Annotated in this window: 16 protein-coding genes and 1 riboswitch; of the genes, 3 read left to right on the top strand and 13 right to left on the bottom strand. The window is 35.7% G+C overall.

The window, feature by feature from the left end:
- Nucleotides 1–20: 20 nt before the first annotated feature.
- The 10 genes from DNC80_RS04455 to DNC80_RS04410 form a co-directional block, all read right to left on the bottom strand.
- Complete coding sequence (locus tag DNC80_RS04455) at nt 21–1265, bottom strand: sulfate adenylyltransferase subunit 1 (protein WP_182649562.1); 1245 nt, start codon at nt 1263–1265, stop codon at nt 21–23.
- Between the two features lie 97 nt (nt 1266–1362).
- Nucleotides 1363–2262 (bottom strand): sulfate adenylyltransferase subunit CysD, encoded by a 900-nt coding sequence (gene cysD, locus DNC80_RS04450; RefSeq protein WP_182649560.1) that lies wholly within the window; start codon nt 2260–2262, stop codon nt 1363–1365.
- Between the two features lie 58 nt (nt 2263–2320).
- Complete coding sequence (locus DNC80_RS04445; RefSeq protein ID WP_370628691.1) at nt 2321–3061, bottom strand: phosphoadenylyl-sulfate reductase; 741 nt, start codon at nt 3059–3061, stop codon at nt 2321–2323.
- Between the two features lie 11 nt (nt 3062–3072).
- A complete protein-coding gene (locus DNC80_RS04440; RefSeq protein WP_255493162.1) occupies nt 3073–3999 on the bottom strand; it encodes a sulfite exporter TauE/SafE family protein in 927 nt (308 codons plus the stop codon).
- A 90-nt stretch (nt 4000–4089) separates the two neighbouring features.
- On the bottom strand, nt 4090–4500 hold the full coding sequence (locus DNC80_RS04435) for an Rrf2 family transcriptional regulator (protein WP_144891578.1): 411 nt from the start codon (nt 4498–4500) through the stop codon (nt 4090–4092).
- Between the two features lie 101 nt (nt 4501–4601).
- A complete protein-coding gene (locus DNC80_RS04430; RefSeq protein ID WP_182649557.1) occupies nt 4602–5774 on the bottom strand; it encodes a PLP-dependent aspartate aminotransferase family protein in 1173 nt (390 codons plus the stop codon).
- Nucleotides 5775–5857: 83 nt separating this feature from the next.
- On the bottom strand, nt 5858–6307 hold the full coding sequence (locus DNC80_RS04425; protein WP_182649556.1) for an OsmC family protein: 450 nt from the start codon (nt 6305–6307) through the stop codon (nt 5858–5860).
- A gap of 95 nt (nt 6308–6402) precedes the next feature.
- Nucleotides 6403–8817, bottom strand: coding sequence for a bifunctional aspartate kinase/homoserine dehydrogenase I (gene thrA / locus DNC80_RS04420; RefSeq protein ID WP_182649554.1), 2415 nt, complete (start codon nt 8815–8817; stop codon nt 6403–6405).
- A 19-nt stretch (nt 8818–8836) separates the two neighbouring features.
- Nucleotides 8837–9799 (bottom strand): alpha/beta fold hydrolase, encoded by a 963-nt coding sequence (locus tag DNC80_RS04415; RefSeq protein WP_255493161.1) that lies wholly within the window; start codon nt 9797–9799, stop codon nt 8837–8839.
- 77 nt (nt 9800–9876) lie between these two features.
- A riboswitch (SAM riboswitch) is annotated at nt 9877–9984 on the bottom strand.
- A gap of 226 nt (nt 9985–10210) precedes the next feature.
- Entirely contained in the window at nt 10211–10420 is a 210-nt protein-coding gene (locus DNC80_RS04410; protein ID WP_182649550.1) for a hypothetical protein, read from the bottom strand.
- Between the two features lie 803 nt (nt 10421–11223).
- Here DNC80_RS04410 and metK point away from each other — a divergent pair.
- Nucleotides 11224–12474: a methionine adenosyltransferase gene (gene metK, locus DNC80_RS04405; protein ID WP_182649548.1), complete on the top strand. Its 1251-nt coding sequence runs from the start codon at nt 11224–11226 to the stop codon at nt 12472–12474.
- A 74-nt stretch (nt 12475–12548) separates the two neighbouring features.
- On the opposite strand, the gene DNC80_RS04400 is transcribed toward metK, so the two are convergent.
- Entirely contained in the window at nt 12549–15299 is a 2751-nt protein-coding gene (locus tag DNC80_RS04400) for a carboxypeptidase regulatory-like domain-containing protein (RefSeq protein WP_182649546.1), read from the bottom strand.
- Nucleotides 15300–15330: 31 nt separating this feature from the next.
- Nucleotides 15331–16221: a GLPGLI family protein gene (locus tag DNC80_RS04395; protein ID WP_182649544.1), complete on the bottom strand. Its 891-nt coding sequence runs from the start codon at nt 16219–16221 to the stop codon at nt 15331–15333.
- A gap of 114 nt (nt 16222–16335) precedes the next feature.
- On the opposite strand from DNC80_RS04395, the gene DNC80_RS04390 reads away from it, so the two are divergent.
- Nucleotides 16336–17127 carry a hypothetical protein gene (locus DNC80_RS04390; protein ID WP_182649542.1) on the top strand — a complete coding sequence of 264 codons (792 nt, stop codon included), beginning with the start codon at nt 16336–16338 and terminating at the stop codon, nt 17125–17127.
- Nucleotides 17127–17741, top strand: a complete 615-nt coding sequence (locus DNC80_RS04385; RefSeq protein ID WP_086453323.1) for a deoxynucleoside kinase — start codon at nt 17127–17129, stop codon at nt 17739–17741. The genes DNC80_RS04390 and DNC80_RS04385 overlap by 1 nt, the downstream gene beginning before the upstream one ends.
- A gap of 86 nt (nt 17742–17827) precedes the next feature.
- Here the strand turns inward: DNC80_RS04385 and DNC80_RS04380 are convergent, their stop codons facing one another.
- The gene (locus DNC80_RS04380; protein ID WP_182649540.1) at nt 17828–20383 is read right to left on the bottom strand and encodes a sodium-translocating pyrophosphatase; all 2556 of its coding nucleotides are present in this window, start codon (nt 20381–20383) and stop codon (nt 17828–17830) included.
- Nucleotides 20384–20425: the final 42 nt, after the last annotated feature.

Below are 20425 nucleotides of genomic sequence, written 5' to 3'. Positions count from 1 at the left end.
CCCTTTGGGGGTTAGGGGGCCTATTTTATAAATCCTACTCCTGCTGTTGTGTTGGTTGTAGCATCAATTAAGATGAAAGCCCCGTTTGATTTATTATCGTTGTACGCATCAAAATAAATGGCTTTGCTTAACTTGATGTTCACTTCGCCAATTTCGTTGATGGCTAGTTGAGAGGCATCTGTAGTTCCTGAGAAATCAGTTGCAATCACATTTTTCACACTGTCAATCTTAGCCAAAACTCTGTTGGTATTGTGTTGTACAAAATATTTAGCACCAGGAACCAACTTTTTACTGTCCATCCAGCATACGGTGGTGTTGATATCCTTCTCTACTTTTGGCAATTCAGATGATTTTACAATCATGTCGCCTCTAGTTACATTGATATCATTTCCTAATTCGATGGTGATCGAAGAGCCCACAGTTGCTTCCTCAAATTGCTTGTCAAAAAAGTGAATATTTGTCACCACTGATTCTGTTAAAGAAGGTAGTACCGTTACTGCATCACCCACTTTGATATTATTCCCATACAATTTTCCGGCATAGCCTCTAAAATCATGGTATTCTTCTGTTTTTGGTCGGATAACGGTTTGAACAGGGAACCGCGCTTTACCTTTTTCATAAACATCGGCTGGCTCTAACGCTTCCAGATGCTCCAAAATGGTTTGTCCTTGATACCAAGGCATTCCGCCTAAAGATTCTACTACATTGTCACCTGTCAAAGCACTTAACGGAATGTAACTCACGTTTTGCTCTTTGAAAGTACTTTTAGCATTTAAGGCTTCAAAGTCGGATTTGATTTTATTAAAAACTTCTTCTGAATAATCCACCAAATCCATTTTATTGATCGCCACAATGACCTCTTTTACTCTCAATAAATTATTGATAAAAAAGTGGCGGTACGTTTGCTCAATTACGCCTTTACGAGCATCAATTAAAATAATTGAAACTTGCGAGGTCGAAGCTCCGGTAACCATGTTACGCGTATACTCTACGTGACCAGGAGTATCTGCAATGATGTAACTTTTTTTAGCTGTCGAAAAATAAATATGCGCCACATCAATGGTAATTCCTTGTTCTCTTTCGGCCACTAAACCGTCCGTAGCCAAAGAAAAATCTAAATAATCATATCCTTTTTGCTTGCTGCTTTTTTCTATTGCTTCTAATTTATCTGTTGTCAACGATTGAGTGTCGTACAATAACCTCCCAATCAAGGTACTCTTACCGTCATCTACACTTCCTGCTGTTGCTATTTTTAAAACTTCCATTCTACTATTTTTGTTTCAGGTTTAAAGTTTCAAGTTTTAAAAACTCCTTACCTTAAATCTTTTAATTTTTAAATCCTTAAATCTTTCAATTGGTATTCTAAAAATATCCTTGTTGCTTTCTTTTTTCCATCGCTGCTTCTGAACGTTTGTCGTCAATTCTAGCGCCTCTTTCAGAAATTGTCGAAGATCTAATTTCGCCCACTACTTCAGAAATTGTTGCTGCGTAAGAATCAACTGCTGCGGTACAACTCATGTCACCTACCGTTCTAAAACGAACAATACGTTCTACAATTTCTTCGTTTTCTTCTTGGTACACAAATGGAGAGTGAGACCAAATCATTCCATCTCGCAAGAATACTTTACGCTTATGCGAAAAATAAATCGATGGAATTTCAATTTGCTCTTGTTCGATGTAACTCCACACGTCCAGCTCGGTCCAGTTCGAAATTGGAAAAACACGTACATTTTGACCATTCTCTATTTTTCCGTTCAACAAATCGAACAATTCCGGACGTTGATTTTTTTCGTCCCATTGACCAAAATCATCACGCACTGAGAAAATTCGCTCTTTAGCTCTAGCTTTTTCCTCGTCACGACGCGCTCCACCGATACATGCATCAAATTTAAATTCTTCGATAGCATCTAAAAGTGTTGTGGTCTGCAAGCTATTTCTGCTAGAATATTTTCCGGTTTCTTCAACCACTTTTCCTTGGTCAATGGCGTCTTGTACATTGCGAACGATTAATTCTAACCCTAGTTCAGCGACCAATTTGTCTCTGAACTCAATGGTTTCCGGAAAATTATGCCCTGTATCTACGTGCAACAATGGGAACGGAATTTTAGCAGGAAAAAAAGCTTTTTGCGCCAAGCGAACTAACGTAATCGAATCTTTTCCGCCTGAAAAAAGCAACACAGGTTTGTCAAACTGAGAAATTACCTCTCTGAAAATATATATCGCTTCGCTTTCTAAAGCGTTTGTTTTTAATTGTGTACTCATATCTATCGGCCCCCTAACCCCCGAAGGGGGAACTATTGGGGTAATTATTTTGTTACTATTAATTTTTCACTTCGTTAATTCCCCCTTTGGGGGCTAGGGGGCTATGCAACCCGCATTCTTTATGACTGGACTCCCACCACCATCGTCCAGCTCTGATGTCTTCATCTGGAGTGATGGCTCTTGTACAGGGCGCACAACCGATGCTTACAAATCCTTTTTTATGTAATACGTTTTGTGGTACATTATTTTTTTCTAAATAATCTTCTACTTCCTGCAAAGTCCATTTTAAGAGTGGGTTGAATTTGATAATGTCAAAATGTGCATCGTATTCAAATAAGGCTAAATCATTTCTGTTTTCGGACTGCTCTGCTCTTAAGCCTGTAATCCAGACAGCATTTCCTTTTAAAGCTTTGCGCAAAGGCACTACTTTACGGATGAAACAACATTCTTTTCTATTCTCAACTGATTCATAGAAACTATTAGGTCCTTTAGTTTCCAATAAATTTTCTACTGCAGCTGCCTCGGGAAAAAATACTTTAATATTTTGATTGTATTTCTTTTGAGTTTTATGAAAAACATCATACGTTTCTTGAAACAATCGACCTGTATCCAATGTGAAAATTTGAACCGCAGAACCACTATTGGCAATCAATGCTGTAATCACCTGGTCTTCTTGACCAAAAGAAGTTGAAAAAACCACTTTATCTTTATATTCGGCAGCTAAATAAACAAACGTTTCCTCCAAACTAAGGACTTTTGTAAGCTCTACTAATGCCGCTACTAATTCTTTACTCATAATCTTATTTCGTTTTACAGCAGTTTTGATAAGGTTTTTAAACTCAAAAGAATAATTAAAACACCTACTAATATCATCATTGATTTTCTTGGAATTTTATTCACTAAAAATGCGGCTAATGGAGCTGCCATTACACCTCCTAAAATCAATCCAATAATTACTTGCCATCCTTGAATACCTCCAAAAAGCATAAATGTTACTCCACTTGAAAAAGCTACTGCAAACTCTGCTGCATTCACCGAACCAATTGTATATCTTGGATTTCTTCCATTTCCTAATAAAGTAGAAGTCACTATCGGTCCCCATCCTCCGCCTCCTACAGCATCCATAAAACCTCCAAAAGTTGCCAAAATACCTAGTTTTTTAGTTTTCTTTTTTACTAGATTCTTTTTTAATGCCTTCCTAATAATGATCACTGCCAACCCAATCATGTACAAAGCAATAAACGGTTTTATTACTTCTCCATCAATTACATCCGACAACAAATAGGCTCCAGTAATAGAACCCAAAACACCTGGAATTAACAAATGTCTTACTAGTTTTTTGTTGATGTTTCCAAAACGATGATGCGAAATTGCCGAAGCTCCTGTTGTAAACATTTCAGCCACGTGAACACCTGTACTACTGATGGCAGGCGGAATTCCGTACGCTAATAAAAATGAAGTTGAAGTTGCTCCATAACCCATTCCTAACGTTCCATCTACTAACTGTGCAAATACGCCAATACAGAAAAAAATTAAAAACTCTTGATCAAAACCGGCTATCAAGCCATCCACTGAAAATTCATCATGGTGGTTGTACACTAATGTTGCCAATAATCCTATCAACAAAATTGCAGGAACAAGTACCCATAATCGTTCTACAAAACTTGCAGCAGGGTTTTCGGTATTATTATTCACTTTTAATTCTTTATCCATTCCTTTCAATTCAACAAAATTCAATTTAAAAACTTTTACCCTATCGGGTTACTAGATTATTGTGCAAAAATAATACATTTACTTTAATTACAAAACATTTTTTCGAATTAAAACTTAAAATGCAATATCAGCTAAACTATTATTTTCCAAAACCATAAGCGTATTATCACGCACTTCAGTCATTAATTTGCGAACAGCGCAAGTAGCTTCATCGGTGCAATCGTCACAAGGCTCATAAAAATTATGACTGGCACACGGCAACAAAGCAATTGGCCCTTCCAGAATGCGATACACTTTGGCCATGCTGATGTCCTTCGGTTCTTTTATCAAATAATAACCGCCGCCTTTTCCTTTTTTGGCTCCTAGAAAACCGGAATGGCGCAACAACAATAAAATACTCTCTAAAAATTTGAGCGAGATGTTTTCAGATTTAGCAATATCCGCAATCGCAACAGGAGTTTGGTCTTCACGGCGCGCCAAAAAGGTCAATGCTTTTATACCGTATTTTGTTTTTTTTGAGAGCATTTTACTGTTTTAGAATTGTATAAAAAAGATTCGCAAGTATGAAACATTGCTTTGTTTGAACCAAAACTACAATCTAAAATCGTTAATCCCAAATCTATCCGTTACGAAAGCGCCTGCTCCAAATCGGCAATTACATCAATTACGGTTTCTAAACCTACCGAAACACGCACCAAACCATCGGTAATACTCACCGCAAAACGTTCATCAACAGATAATTTACTGTGTGTCGTTGAGGCTGGATGCGTAACAATAGTTCTGGTGTCTCCTAAATTTGGCGAAAGCGAACACAATTTAATTTTATCTAGGAAAGCTCTTCCGGCTTCTAATCCTCCTTTTATTTCAAAAGCAACAATATTGCCGCCCAACTTCATTTGCTTTTGTGCAATTTCATACTGAGGATGCGATTTCAAAAAAGGATATTTCACTTTATTCACATTAGGATGATTCTCTAAAAACACCGCTACTTTCAAGGCATTTTCGCAATGTCTATCTAATCGAATGGCTAATGTTTCTAAACTTTTAGACAATACCCACGCATTAAATGGCGATAAAGAAGGTCCTGTAAGTCGGGAAAACAAATAGATTTTCTGAATCAGATCAGCATCACCAACTGTTATTCCGCCCAAAACTCTACCTTGACCGTCCATTAATTTGGTAGCAGAATGCACCACTAAATGCGCTCCCCATTTGATTGGTTGCTGCAAATAAGGCGTTGCAAAACAGTTGTCAATAATTAAAATTAAATTGTGTTTTTTGGCAATATTTCCTAGCAATTCCAAATCAATGATATCAACCGCAGGATTGGTTGGTGACTCTGCGAAAATAATTTTTGTGTCAGGCGTAATCAAACCTTCAATAGTCTCGGGTTGATTGATGTCAAAATACGAGGTTTGTATGTTCCATTTTGGAAAATAATTAATAAACAACGAATGCGTGGCACCAAAAACACTGCTCGAAGAAACAATATGATCCCCTGAACTTAATAGAGCAGCCATAGTAGAATACACCGCGGCCATACCTGATGCAAAGGCAAAACCAGCTGCAGCACCTTCCATAGCGCATACTTTGCTAATAAATTCGTTGTTATTTGGGTTGCTGTAACGGCTGTAAATATTCCTGTCTTTTTCCTCTGCAAATGAGGCACGCATGTCTTCAGCATCTTCAAATACAAAACTAGAAGTAAGGTACAACGGTACCGAATGCTCTAAATATTGTGTTCTTTCTAACTGATTGCGTATGGCTTGGGTTTCGAAACCAAAATTATCATTTTCCATAAATAAGCCCCCTAACCCCCAAAGGGGGAATTGTGTTGGGGTTGATTTGTTTGTTACTAAATTTAATATTTATCCAACAACTATTAGTTGCTAGTTCCCCCTTCGGGGGTTAGGGGGCTTCCATTCAAAACTACTTTGTAATGTATGGTTGCTGTTGGTTCTAATGTTTTGGAAACCGAACAGTATTTTTCAAAAGAAAGTTGTGCAGCTTTTGCGGCTTTGTCCTCCTTGATATCACCTTCTAAATAAAACACCACATGGATATTTTTAAATGGTTTTGCTTCTCCAACCTGAACTCTTTCGCCTTCAACCTCAGCTTTGAAAGACGTGATTTCTTGACGTTGTTTTTTCAAAATCGAAATCATATCAATGGCACTACACCCCGCAACTCCCATCAATACTAATTCCATCGGACTGGCACCCATATCGTTTCCTCCATATTCAGGACGGCTATCTACGTTTACCAAATGCCCTCTTTCGTTTTTTAATTCGAAATGGAAATTGTCGTTTACTCTGTTTAATGTTATTTTCATTACTATATTTTTTGAACGCTGATAACGCGGATTTCCTCACGCGGATACAACTGATTTTATATTTAAATACTGTTTACTGAAAACGTTTACTTCTACTAACCTTTATCAGACAACCTTAGAATATCACCAAAAACACCTCTTGCAGTTACTGCTGATCCTGCGCCAGCGCCTTGAATTACAATTGGTCGGTCTCCGTACGATTCAGTGTAAATTTCAAAGAAAGAATCTGAACCTTTCAATCCGCCTAATGCCGTATCTGATGGTACCGAAACTAATTTTACTTCTAGATTTCCTTTGTCATTTTGCAAATCTCCCGATAATTCTCCAATGTAACGCAACACGTGATTCGGTTTTTGTTCTGCTTTTATTTTTGCATAAATAGGATCAAACTCCGTCAATTTATTCAAAAACTCTCCTACATCTCCGCTACGCAAATGTTCTGGAATTAAATTTTGAATAGCAATTTCTTCAAACTCATTTTGCAAATCTAGTTCTCTAGCCAAAATCAATAATTTTCGTCCTACATCATTTCCGCATAAATCCTCTCTTGGATCTGGCTCGGTATATCCGTTATCGATGGCTTCTTTCAAAATCTCGCTAAACGGCACGTCTTTGGCCGAAAAATTATTGAACAAATAACTCAATGTTCCCGAGAAAACGCCTTTAATCTTTGTGATGTTTTCACCAGAAAGATGCAACAATTTAATAGTGTCAATCAACGGTAATCCTGCTCCAACATTGGTTTCATAAAGATACGTCTTTTGGTTTTCTGCCAGAACTTTTCGTAATTTTTTATAAAAACTATAACTTAACGTATTGGCCACTTTGTTTGACGAAATCAAATCGAAACTATTTTCTACTAACGAAATATAATTCGTAACAAAATCAGCACTTGCTGTATTATCAACGGCAATTAAATTCTCTAAATGATGCTCATTTGCGTAGGCAATCACGTCATCAATGGTATACGAGAATCCGTTGGTTTGAATTTCGTTTTTCCAGTTGGGCGTTACGCCGTTTTTATTCAAGAGAACATTCTTAGAGTTGGCAATCGCAAAAACATTCAACTTAATATCTTTTCTTTTTTCGATGGCTGCTGCCGATTCTAAAATTTGATTAATCAAGGTGCCGCCCACCAAACCGTGACCAAAAACAGCAATATTTATTTTCTTGGCAACGCCAAAAATCTCTCCGTGAATCACATTTAAGGCTTTGTGCAATTGTGATTTTTTAACAACCAAACTCACATTCTTACCCGTCACCGTATTGTTAAACAGAATCGGAACAATTTTATTCTTGATTAAAGCCGTGTAAGGTTTGTGAAAAGTGCTTAAATCCTGCCCAATAATTGAGATGACAGCTACATCATCAGCCACAGTTATTTTATTGACATCTTTCGAATAGAAATCATTTTCGAATTCCTTTTCCAATTCAATCATGGCCGTAGTTGCTTTGTCAGCAGCCACAACCAAGCCTATTCCACGCTCTGATGAACCTTGCGAAATAATACTAACACTGATATTGTTGTCGCCCATTACTCTAAAAATTCGAGCATCGACACCTGTTTTACCAAGCAACCCTCTTCCTTCCAAATTGACCAAAGCCACATTTTCAAGAACCGAAAGCGTTTTAATTCCTTCCTTATTAGAATTGGAAGTAATTAAAGTTCCTTTATTTTCATGATTGAAAGTATTTAAAATACGGAGCGGAATGTTTTTTTCTAATAACGGAATGATAGTTTTGGCGTGCAAAATAGTAGCTCCAAAATTAGCAATCTCATTCGCCTCATTAAACGATAAGTGATCAATTTTCTTCGCATCTACAACTAAATCAGGATTGGCAGTATAAATTCCATCAACATGCGTGTAATTTTGTAATTCTTCGGCATTTAAATAATTCGCAATCAACGAAGCGGTGTAATTACTACCGTTTCTTCCTAGAGTTGTAGTATCATTATTGGTCGTAGAGCCAATAAAACCTGTGATTATACTTACTGTATTTTCAGTGTTTTGCTTAAAAAAAGCAACCACATTTTTCTTCGAAAGTTGTTCTAATGGTTGTGCATCACCAAATTTAGCATCGGTTTTTATCAATTCACGCGTATCTGTAAAACGAGCATGAATTCCATTTTCTATGAGGATGGCCGTCAGTAATTTTGCCGAAAGTAATTCACCTTTAGACAAAATAAGGTCTTTGATCTTTTTGCTGTAATCGCCAATCAAACTGACACCTTCAAACAATTTTTCTAAAATAGTAAACTCCTCAGACAAATCAACAGCTTCATAAACGTCTTGCTGGTATTTTTTAAAATCTTCAAAAAGAGGCTTGTAATCTCCGTTTTGAGAAGCAATGGTTAAAATTTGTTCCAACTCATCCGTTGCATTACCACGTGCCGAAACTACAATTGCAATTTTTTCTCCTTGATTTACTTTGTCTGTTATTATGGCAATAACTTTATTTAATCCGTCACCATTTGATAACGATTTACCTCCAAATTTTAATATTTTCATTGTGTTGTGTGTTTGTAGCTTAGAATAAATCTTGAAGCAAATTGTGTAATTGTTTGTATTCTATCAAAAAAGCGTCGTGTCCGTGAATGGAAACTATTTCTTGATAACTAACTTTTTTATTTATTTTTTGTAGTTGCTCAAAAGTCGCTTTATTTTCACTGGCTGTAAAAAACAAATCCGAATTGATGGCTATTATATGAATTTCTGCTTCAACAGTTTGGATTGTATTTTCAAAAGAAGACCTATTGCGAGTGACATCAATGGTTTTCAATAATTGATTCATCATTTTATAGGATGCCAATTGAAAACGCTGTTGCAATTTTTCGCCGTGATGCAACAACCAACTTTCAACATTAAAAATGGCTAACTCTTCATTAGTAGTTCGCTGAAATTTTGCGGCAAATGATTCTGGAGTTCTATAACATAACATCGCGTGTGTACGGGCATCCTGAATGGGTTTAGACGAATTATTCAGAATTTGTTCTTGCAAAAAACAATTGGCAATAAGCCAGTCTGTAGCTTTCCAATCGGTCGCAATAGGAATTAATTTTTGCGTTATTGTTGGTTCTAATGCGACCATTTCCCATGCAATTCCGCCACCTACAGAACCCCCAATAATGGCGAATAGTCTTGTAACCTCAAGTAAATGAATGCCTTTTATAAAAATTCTAGCAATATCTCTTGCTGTAAAATCAAGATGATTTTCAATTACAACTCCATCAAATCCATTTCCAGGAACGTTAAAAGCAAGTACGGTATATTTTGTAGTATCAATAGTTTTGTTGGTGCCAATTAGGTCATTCCACCAACCGTTATCGCCCACAACCTGTGAATTTCCGGTTAGCGCATGATTGACCAAAACGATGGGAGCTGTATGTAATGGCAACCCAAAAACTTGATAACTTAAGTTTAGAGCATTAAAAATTACACCTGACTCCGTGGTGAAATTGTGTAATGTTATTGTTGTTGGTTTATTTTCCAATTGCAAATCTGTTATAATTATGACTTGTGTTTGGAAATATTAGAAAGAAAGCTAGGTGTTATCTAGACAAATTCTTAGTGTTATCTTTCCACGATGGGCGTGGTAGAATGCAGCACCTTCTCCGATAAATCGAAGGGTTGCTAAGGCTTCATCGGGTCTAATCCCTCTGCCTTTCTTTATAACATTTCAATACTGTTGTGAACTTTGTGAGTGCAAATAAAGCACTAATTTTTATTCTGAGCAAATTTTTATGCAAAGTTTAGTCTGAATTACTTTTGCAGTATTCGCAAAAGTATGCAAAAAGCAAGCTGTTTTAACAAAGAAATGTATCGTTTTAGACCATAACTCCATTAAAACAGCAATCCTAATTTAAAATGCATTTTCTCGCTCATTAAAATACATTTGGAATCCCTAAATAAAAAGGACATCATTTTCTTTGGAATACATTAAAAAAAGTAATGAATTAGGCACTGTCTTTAGTGCTGTAACATCATTGGTAGCCATCTCAAATCTAGGATGGATAAGCTCATTCGTTACATTTGTATTATTTCTTTTTTTTGTTCTCCATAATCCTTTCCTCAATAACAGGATTCCTTTCGTTAAATAGTCATTTTTTTTCATTTTTTTTGTTTTAGGTTAATAATTATGAAATTCTATTTTTAAAATTAGTATCAACATCAATACCAGTTTTTATGAAAATTAAAATTTTATCAATATTTATTTTCTTATTATTCTGTTCAACCAAATAATTTAACAATCCATAATCTTCTTGAAAAACTACGTTAATTACTATTCGTACTAAAAGCAATAAACCCCTTTTAGATACGTATCCAAAAGGGGTTTAGTTTTTTAAACTTGTCCTTTCGGGTCATGATTTATCAAATAGTACAACAGCACAAATAGGCGCTATTGCATTCATTTTTTGTTGGCATTTTAGTGTATTCATAAATTTTTATTCTTTGTGGTATTTCAAAAAAAAAAGCTTCCCAAATACTGGGAAGCTTTACTATATAATTTAGTTCAAATTATGCAATAAACAACCCTCAGGAATTTTCCTGTGCGACCTTAAAAACATTGCAAATACTTGATTTCATGATTACTTATTTTGATTATCAAATATCGAAAATATTATTTAAACTACAAAATTTTAATAGTATTAATTTTGTTTATAATTCAAAAAATATTTTCAAAAGATAAAATAGTAAAAAAAAGTTAAGAATTATATGCAAATCAAAATGGTTTCATACCTTTGCAAACTATTACCAGAGGAAAAATTTGAACTGATTGCAACCTCTTCATAATGAAACTTATTCATTATGGATACTGAAGTATTCTCAGTAGAAAAAATGCTAAAGCAGAAACGCTCCTTTAGTCCTTTTCAGCAATTATTTTTTCTCGCTTAATTTTATAAAATAATAAAACTTATGGCCTATTTATTTACGTCAGAATCTGTGAGCGAAGGACATCCAGATAAAATTGCAGATCAAATTTCAGACGCATTAATTGATAACTTTCTAGCATTTGATGCTGAATCAAAAGTAGCTTGTGAAACTTTAGTAACTACTGGTCAAGTTATTTTGGCAGGAGAAGTAAAATCAAATACGTACTTAGATGTGCAAAATATTGCACGTGAAGTCATTCGAAAAATTGGTTATACCAAAAGCGAATACATGTTTGAAGCGAACTCATGCGGTATTCTTTCGGCTATTCACGAACAATCTGCTGATATCAATCAAGGAGTTGACAGAGCAAGCAAAGAAGAGCAAGGTGCTGGTGACCAAGGAATGATGTTTGGTTACGCAACCAATGAAACGGAAAATTACATGCCATTGGCACTTGATTTATCTCATAAATTATTGCAAGAATTAGCTGTTTTAAGACGTGAAAATAACGAAATTACGTATTTGCGTCCTGATGCTAAATCGCAAGTAACTTTAGAATACAGCGACGATAATAAACCAACTCGTATTGAAGCGATTGTTATCTCTACGCAACACGATGATTTTGACGAAGAAGCTACTATGCTTGCTAAAATCAAAAAAGACATTATCGAGATATTGATTCCAAGAATCATTGCTAAAAATCCTGAGCATGCTCATTTATTTAATGATGCTATTCAGTACCACATTAACCCAACAGGTAAATTCGTAATTGGGGGACCTCACGGAGATACTGGATTAACAGGAAGAAAAATCATTGTAGATACTTATGGCGGAAAAGGTGCTCACGGTGGTGGTGCTTTCTCTGGAAAAGATCCAAGTAAAGTAGACAGAAGTGCGGCTTATGCTACACGTCATATCGCTAAAAACTTAGTTGCAGCTGGTGTTGCTGATGAGATTTTGGTTCAAGTTTCGTACGCTATTGGTGTGGCTAAGCCAATGGGTATTTTTATTGACACCTACGGAACTTCAAAAGTAAATTTGACCAATGGTGAAATCGCTAAAAAAGTAGAAGCTATTTTTGATATGCGTCCGTACTTCATCGAACAACGATTGAAATTAAGAAACCCAATTTATAGCGAGACTGCTGCTTACGGACACATGGGACGTACTCCAGAAACCGTAACTAAGACTTTCTCTGCTCCAGGTGGATTAACAAAAACTGTTACTGTTGATTTGTTTACTTGGGAAAAATTAGATTTCGTAGATCAAGTAAAAACTGCTTTTGGATTGTAAACTCAAAGCGATACTATATTAAAAGGGGGATTTTACTAATGTAAAATCCCCTTTCTTTTGGTTCGAAATGAAACCTATAAATTATACTTTACAATAAAGGTTACAAAGCGAGGCAAAATTCTACTTTCATTCGCATTAAAACCATTTACACTAAAAGAGTTGTTCAATCTAGATCTGGTGTTTAATAAATTGTTTGCTTGAATTCGATATTCAAATTTCGAGTCTTTTTTGATGTAATTTAAGCTTGCCGTCATGATTTTAAAATCGTTTGTAATGCCGTTGGTTTCATTTTTAAAACGATTAAATGCATAATCCCAGTTGACATTTAAACCATTCAAGAAATAATAATTTAATTTTACTGTCGGAGTTTGAGTTGTAAACCGATTGGCAGCTTGCTCCGAAAAATTAATACGGTAACCCAAATCTACATTAGGGTATTTTTTAAACTGCGTTGCAAAAGCTAAGTTGTATCCGTGATTTACATTTTCGATCCCTTGAATAAATTCCTGAGTTGCTCCGTTAGTAATCCTTCTGTTCAAAACAAAATTCTTACTCCAACTTGCATTAACTCCTGCCGTTAATTTATAGTACTTTTTAAAACTTTTAGAGTAAAATACATTTCCGTTCAAGTTTTCATTTTCAGCATCCAAATTCAAACGGTCTGATGTGGAATAAATACTTTGGAAAGAAACTCCATTTACCACCGGATCTTTGGTAGTTGTATACGCTACGTTTGCAAAAATCGTAGTGAAATTATACAAGTTGTACTTAGAATAATTCAATCGATGACTTGTAATTAATGAATTTTCTAATTTTGCATTTCCTCGTGACAAGCTGTTAAAATTGGTAAAAATAAAACCTTCAACCAAGGCATTTACATCGTTAAAACCATTACGAACATTGAAGTTATAGGTCAAATTTTCAGATTTTTTTAAATCCCAACGAGCAAACATATCTGGTAATACTCTAGTGAAATTAAGTTTGAAAGGGTTTTCAAATTGCTCGTTAGAAGTGTTGTATTGGTGCACAGAAAAACCAGGATTAAAAGTAAACTTGCCTCTAATAAACTTATAATGTAACCCTATAAAAGCATCATTAAACTGATAACGTACATCATTATTATAGGCAGATTGCTCCACTGGATTTACTGAGTTATCTTGAAGAATTTGCATGATACTCGAATTGTACGACTGAAAAGCATTCGTATTTCCCGCCGTTACATTCAATATACTTTTGTTCGAAATTTGATAAAAATAATCGATTTTAGCATCTAGTTTATTGGTTTTAACAAAACGAGATTGCTCGATATTCAGCGCATTTTCATTTACAAAAACAGCACTTGGATCGTTCGGATTTGTTGAATTTGCATTTTGATACGGATTTACCGAAAGTTGCGGATTGTAAAATGGATCTTCATCCTCGTACTGATGTTGCATTTCTAACACCCAAGTCGATTTTGGATTTTGGGTATAAAACATATTCAAACTCTGGTTGAAAGAGGCTGGTGCTTGTTTTTGAAAAGCAATCACCGTATTATTATTAGTTATTGTATTTCCGTTTGAAGTAGAAGTGAAATTAGTTTGACTGTTGTCTACATCTTGCTGGTCATTTTTTCTAAAGAACGCGTCATAATCCAATTGAAAATTATCATTGGCCTTGTACTTCGAACCAAATTTGGCAATGAAAGCATTGTTTTTGGAATCTGTTCTGTTTTTTCTGTTTTCTAAAGTAGCAATGTTGGTCGTGTTCGGTTCAAAAATACCACGTTCTGAATTCGTAATAGACTGATTAAACGTAGAAGAATAGGCTGCAAAACTAGATAGAGTCCATTTTTTTGAAACGGAGTGATTCAAATTTAACGCCCCAAATTTGTCACTCGCCTTGGCTACATTATCACCACCAGAAAGTCCAAAGAAATTTCGGTTTAAGGTAAGAGAAGTTCCACTTCGACCAATCGTATTTCGGGCGCCACCTGTTATCCTGAAAAAATCAGCAGAAGTCAATGATACCTCACCAATATTATTCAAATTCACAATGGCGTTGATACTTGTTTTTGGGGAGTAGTAAAATACTTTTGGATTAAAGAGATATCCTTTATCATTAGCCAGTCCTCCGCTCACGTCACCAAACCAAAACTTATCTTTTCCTTTTTTAAGTTTGATGTTCAGTGCAATATCATCGTTGTTGTTTTCAAGTCCTTTCATTTGCGATACTTCGTTGAAATTACGCAGTACTTGCACTTTATCAACCGCATCAGACGGAATATTTTTAGAACCTAGTTTCGTATCTCCTTCCATAAAGGGCTTGCCGTTTACAAACAATTTAGCCACTTTTTTCCCTTCAACTTGTACTTGTCCATCAGCCATTACTTCAAAGCCCGGTAGCTTTTTAAATACGTCTTCCAACTTACGCTCTTCACCTGTTTTAAACGAATCTGTATTATAAACAATCGTATCCCCTTTGATGGAAACTGGCATTTCGCGAACGATCTCCACACCGTCTAATTCAATCCCGCCTGTTTCCATGGTAATATTTTGAACCATATTTTCGGAGAGTGTTGTTACAGTGACTTCTTTATTTTGCATTCCCAAATAACTTAGTTTGATTACATAAGTTGTATTGGATTTAAGATTTAGGGTAAACTTTCCTTTATCAGTAGTTATGGCGTACGCATCCATGGCTTTGGTCGTTTGGTTCACCGCCATCACATTGGCCATTTCCAACGGCAGTTTTGTTTTATCCTGAACCAATCCTTCCAAACGGATATTTTGTGCAAAAGAAATTGATACCGCTATAAAGGCGATAAAAACTAAAATTTTTCTCATTTTAATTGGGTATAAACTACTATAGTTGGTATTAATTTCCAATGCGCATTTGCATATTGCCATTTCCGCCACGTCCTTGATTCATTTCTCTAAACTCCTCCATTTTTTTTGTAACAGCATCGTCAAAATCTTTTTGTGATGTTACTTTCCCCTTGGTAGATGCTTTGATTTCGGTTTTGACTTTTGGATTTAAAACAACTTTAGAACACAAAATAACAGTTCTACCATCATTTACCTCTAAGATCAAACCTGGCAATCCCCAGTAGTTTTCAGGACCTTGACTCACTGGAATTTCGGGAGTATACCACGCCGTAATTACAATATCTTTTGGCATTTCTAAATTATCCAAAAGACTTGTTTTAGCAGCGCCATCAGCTGGTTTAGCAGTAGCAACTTCTTCTCTTCTAGGTCTAAAATTTCTAAAATCTGTTTTACTTGCTGGCTTTACAGCTGTGGCTTTAAAACAATTATAACCTCCTATTACACGTGTTTCACTTTCCATTTTCCATTGTAAGTTAGGCAATGAATCTTTTATCAAAAACTCTTTTCCCATGAACTCTTTATCCACTGTAAATGATTTTTCTTTGACATTTTTATAATACGTTCCGCCACCGCCTGTAAAAGACATCATCATTCTCATTCCACCGTTACCTTGACCTGTAGCATCTAGTTTTTCTTCTTCTTTGTAAACTGAAGCCGATTTGTCAAAATTGAGAATAAATGTTTTTTCGAACGCTTTTTTCATACGTTCCTCCATCATTTTCTGCATATCTGGAGTCATCTCTTTGTTGCCTTGCATTCTAGATTTAAAATCTGACGTGCTAGTTTTTGACTCATAAACAGCCATACCTTGAAATTCTTGAGCTTGCACCCCTAAAAAAGAGGCGATAGCAATTACTACAGTGTAAATTAATTTTTGCATCTTGATGGTTTTTAATAGATAAGTGTGAAAATTACTATTTTTGTTACAATGATAATGTTAAATAAATACTAAGACAATCAATTACGCTTTTGGTTTAATTGTAATTTTACCATTATGAAAAAATTAGTTTTTTTGACCCTATTTTACTGTTCAGCAATAGGTTTTTGTCAAGATCAAAAACCAACTGTTACAAAATTGAACACGATTGCTTTGGATGCTGATGATTTTTTAGGATACGACTCCTTTGGGTTTTATTACACCATTAAAAATGATGTTTTTTCAAAAATTAATGGGAGCGAAAGATTGGATTACAAAAACATTTCATTGGGGAAGATCACAAAGATCGATCTACAAAACCCTCTCAAATTAGTTTTATTTTACGAAAATTTCAATACCGTTATTACTCTAGACAATCAATTGAATGAGACTCAAAAAATAAATTTTTCAGAAAGTCCAATACCAATAGTAGCAACAGCGGTAGGTATAGCTTCTCAAAACCAAATTTGGGTTTATAACAGTATGAATCAACAAATAGGCTTGTACGATTATTTAAACCAAAATTACAAAACACTGGCGACACCCTTAAGTGAAAACATTATATTTTACAGTACTGATTTTAATTTGTTCCAATGGATTGATGCGACCAACAACTGGTACGCTTGTGATATTTTTGGAAAAATAAAAAAAATACATAGAATACCTGATTTTGATTGTATTGCCCTTTTAAATGACACGCAATACATTTATTCTAAAAGCGGAGAATTATACTTTATTGATGTAGTAAAAGATAAAAAAACACAGTTGGTAATTTCCGAAAAAACGTTTATCAAATTTCATTACAAAGACCAAATTTTATCTATTTTTACACCATCAGGAATTAGCAATTATAAAATCACAATACCGTAATGCACATAGCAATAGCAGGAAACATAGGTTCAGGAAAAACAACTTTAACCCGATTATTAGCGAAACAGTTTAAGTGGGAACCGCATTTTGAAGATGTAGTTGACAATCCGTACTTAGATGATTTTTATCATCAAATGGAACGTTGGTCCTTTAATTTACAAATTTATTTCTTGAACAGTCGTTTTCGTCAAGTGATGCAAATTCGCGAAAGCGGTAAAAAAATCATTCAGGACAGAACCATTTATGAGGATGCGCACATTTTTGCTCCCAACTTATATGCGATGGGTTTAATGACCAATCGTGATTTTCAAAATTATTCTTCTTTATTTGAATTGATGGAATCTACTGTTAAAGCACCCGATCTACTGATTTATTTAAGAAGTTCTATTCCTAATTTAGTGGGACAAATACACAAACGTGGCCGCGAATACGAAAACTCCATATCAATTGAGTACTTAAGCCGTTTGAACGAGCGATACGAAGGCTGGATACAAACCTATGACAAAGGAAAATTATTGATCATTGATGTAGACAATATCAACTTTGTGGACAATCCAGAGGATTTAGGAAACATTTTTAACCGTATTGATGCCGAATTGAATGGGTTGTTTTAGAATAACAAAAAAAGATAACCTAATATTATAAAACATAAATGCCTCGCAAAATTGCAAGGCATTTTTTTATTATATAATATGCTGTTTTACTTCACAGCATCAATTTTGGCTTTTACTTCAGCTTCTGTACCTTCAAAAACCTCTGTTGTTGTTTTTCCGTTTACTATTTTAGTTACTTTCCCAACAGTCTTTCCATTTGTAGAAGAGATACTAACATTCACGGTTTTTTTCTCGTATTTACTGGTATCAAAACAATCTGTTTTTTGATATTTATATTTACCATTGGCATCAAAATTTGCCAAACATTTTGCTGTTTGTTCAGGTGTACATCCGTTTTCTTTACACATCGCTTCACATTCTGCTTTAGTCATGTTAGCCATTTTTGAAGGGTCACATTTGCCCATACTGTAAACCATTTCTGTTTTGGAATGAGCAGCGCAACAAGACTTAACTGTAGCTACATCTGAGTGACCATTTCCTAAAATTGGCGCAATAACCAAACCTATCAAACAAGTCAATTTGATTAAAATATTCATAGATGGTCCCGAAGTGTCTTTGAAAGGATCACCAACTGTATCACCAGTAACCGCTGCTTTGTGCGCATCAGAACCTTTATAGGTCATTTCACCATTGATCATTACACCTGCTTCAAAAGACTTTTTGGCATTGTCCCAAGCACCTCCAGCATTGTTTTGGAAAACGGCCCACAAAACACCCGAAACGGTAACTCCAGCCATATAACCACCAAGCATTTCGGCAATGAGTTGGTTGTTATCTGAATACACTAACTTGCCTAAAAGTACAATGGCTATTGGAAAACCAATAGTCAAAATTCCTGGCAACATCATTTCGCGTAAAGCGGCTTTCGTCGAAATATCAACGCATTTTGCATATTCAGGTTTTCCAGTACCTTCCATAATTCCTGGGATTTCTCTGAACTGACGGCGTACTTCATACACCATATCCATAGCAGCTTTCCCCACTGAATTCATGGCTAGGGCAGAGAACACTACCGGAATCATTCCACCTACAAATAGCATGGCCAATACTGGCGCTTTGAAAATATTGATTCCGTAGATTCCCGTGAATGTTACATAAGCTGCGAATAAGGCTAGTGATGTCAATGCTGCCGAAGCAATAGCAAATCCTTTCCCAGTTGCTGCTGTTGTATTCCCTACTGAATCCAAAATATCGGTTCTAGTACGTACTTCTTTAGGCAATTCGCTCATTTCTGCAATTCCGCCCGCATTATCAGATATAGGTCCAAAAGCATCGATTGCTAATTGCATCGCTGTAGTTGCCATCATTGCAGAAGCCGCCAGAGCCACTCCATAAAACCCTGCAAACGCATACGAAGACCAAATTGCTGCCGCAAATAATAAAACCGTTGGGAAAGTTGAAATCATTCCGGTTGCTAATCCTGCAATTACGTTTGTACCTGCTCCTGTACTTGATTTTTGTACAATAGCCATTACTGGTTTTGTACCCAATCCCGTATAATATTCAGTAACCGATGAAATAACCGCACCAACAACCAAACCTACTATTGTTGCGTAAAAAACACGCATGGATGAAATTTCTTTAGTTCCTTCTCCAAAGAAATCCATTTTCATGGTTTCTGGTAACATGTATTGCACTAGAAAGTAACAAGCTACTAAAGTCAAACCTATCGAAACCCAATTACCAATATTCAAAGCCCTTTGTACTTGCGCTTCTTTAGCATTATCATCTGTGATTTTCACTAACATGGTTCCGATTATCGAAAATAAAATTCCAAAACCGGCAATAGCCATTGGCAATAAAATAGGTCCAATACCACCAAAACCATCTTGAATAGCACCACCCATATCTTTGATCACATAATTTCCGAGCACCATTGCTGCTAAAACTGTGGCTACATAAGAACCAAATAAATCAGCTCCCATACCAGCAACATCGCCTACATTGTCTCCCACGTTATCTGCAATGGTAGCTGGATTTCGGGGATCATCTTCTGGAATTCCAGCTTCTACTTTACCTACTAAATCGGCACCTACATCGGCGGCTTTTGTATAAATTCCGCCACCAACCCTGGCAAACAAAGCAATAGATTCTGCTCCAAGAGAGAAACCAGCTAAAGTTTCCAAAACAATGGTCATATCTTCTGTTGAAGTCCAGACACCGTTCATAAAAAAGTGGAAGAAAAATATAAAGAAGGTAGTCAAACCTAATACCGCTAAACCTGCAACACCAAGTCCCATCACGGTACCACCACCAAAAGATACTTTTAAAGCTTGCGGCAAACTCGTACGAGCAGCCTGTGTAGTCCTAACATTTGTTTTGGTGGCTATTTTCATTCCCATATTTCCTGCCAAAGCAGAGAAGAAAGCACCAAAAATAAAAGCTACTACTATTAATATATGTGTTGTGGGAACAATAAACGAAATACCCGCCAATGCGATACTGGCTCCAATAACAAAGAAAGTCAGTAATCGATATTCTGCTTTGAGGAAAGCCAAAGCGCCTTCGTAAATGTAATCTGAAATCTCCTTCATCTTACCATCGCCTGGATCTTGTTTTAAAACCCATGCTCGTTTTGTAAACATAAATGCCAGTCCAATGAATGCCATGGCGATTGGCAAATAAATCATAATTGTATTCATAATTTTGGTTTGGTTTATAGTTAATACTTATTGTGTAACCAA

The sequence above is a fragment of the Flavobacterium sp. SOK18b genome (genome assembly GCF_014156605.1).
Classification (GTDB): domain Bacteria; phylum Bacteroidota; class Bacteroidia; order Flavobacteriales; family Flavobacteriaceae; genus Flavobacterium; species Flavobacterium tiangeerense.
The sequence above is the reverse complement of the archived record's forward strand: the minus strand, read 5'-3'. Positions and strand labels throughout refer to the sequence as shown.

Bases quoted from the DNA above. Each gene is read 5' to 3' on its own strand.
- DNC80_RS04455 (WP_182649562.1), bottom strand. From the start codon at position 1,265: ATGGAAGTTTTAAAAATAGCAACAGCAGGAAGTGTAGATGACGGTAAG.
- cysD (WP_182649560.1), bottom strand. From the start codon at position 2,262: ATGAGTACACAATTAAAAACAAACGCTTTAGAAAGCGAAGCGATATAT.
- DNC80_RS04435 (WP_144891578.1), bottom strand. From the start codon at position 4,500: ATGCTCTCAAAAAAAACAAAATACGGTATAAAAGCATTGACCTTTTTG.
- DNC80_RS04430 (WP_182649557.1), bottom strand. From the start codon at position 5,774: ATGGAAAATGATAATTTTGGTTTCGAAACCCAAGCCATACGCAATCAG.
- DNC80_RS04425 (WP_182649556.1), bottom strand. From the start codon at position 6,307: ATGAAAATAACATTAAACAGAGTAAACGACAATTTCCATTTCGAATTA.
- thrA (WP_182649554.1), bottom strand. From the start codon at position 8,817: ATGAAAATATTAAAATTTGGAGGTAAATCGTTATCAAATGGTGACGGA.
- DNC80_RS04410 (WP_182649550.1), bottom strand. From the start codon at position 10,420: ATGAAAAAAAATGACTATTTAACGAAAGGAATCCTGTTATTGAGGAAA.
- metK (WP_182649548.1), top strand. From the start codon at position 11,224: ATGGCCTATTTATTTACGTCAGAATCTGTGAGCGAAGGACATCCAGAT.
- DNC80_RS04400 (WP_182649546.1), bottom strand. From the start codon at position 15,299: ATGAGAAAAATTTTAGTTTTTATCGCCTTTATAGCGGTATCAATTTCT.
- DNC80_RS04395 (WP_182649544.1), bottom strand. From the start codon at position 16,221: ATGCAAAAATTAATTTACACTGTAGTAATTGCTATCGCCTCTTTTTTA.
- DNC80_RS04390 (WP_182649542.1), top strand. From the start codon at position 16,336: ATGAAAAAATTAGTTTTTTTGACCCTATTTTACTGTTCAGCAATAGGT.
- DNC80_RS04385 (WP_086453323.1), top strand. From the start codon at position 17,127: ATGCACATAGCAATAGCAGGAAACATAGGTTCAGGAAAAACAACTTTA.
- DNC80_RS04380 (WP_182649540.1), bottom strand. From the start codon at position 20,383: ATGAATACAATTATGATTTATTTGCCAATCGCCATGGCATTCATTGGA.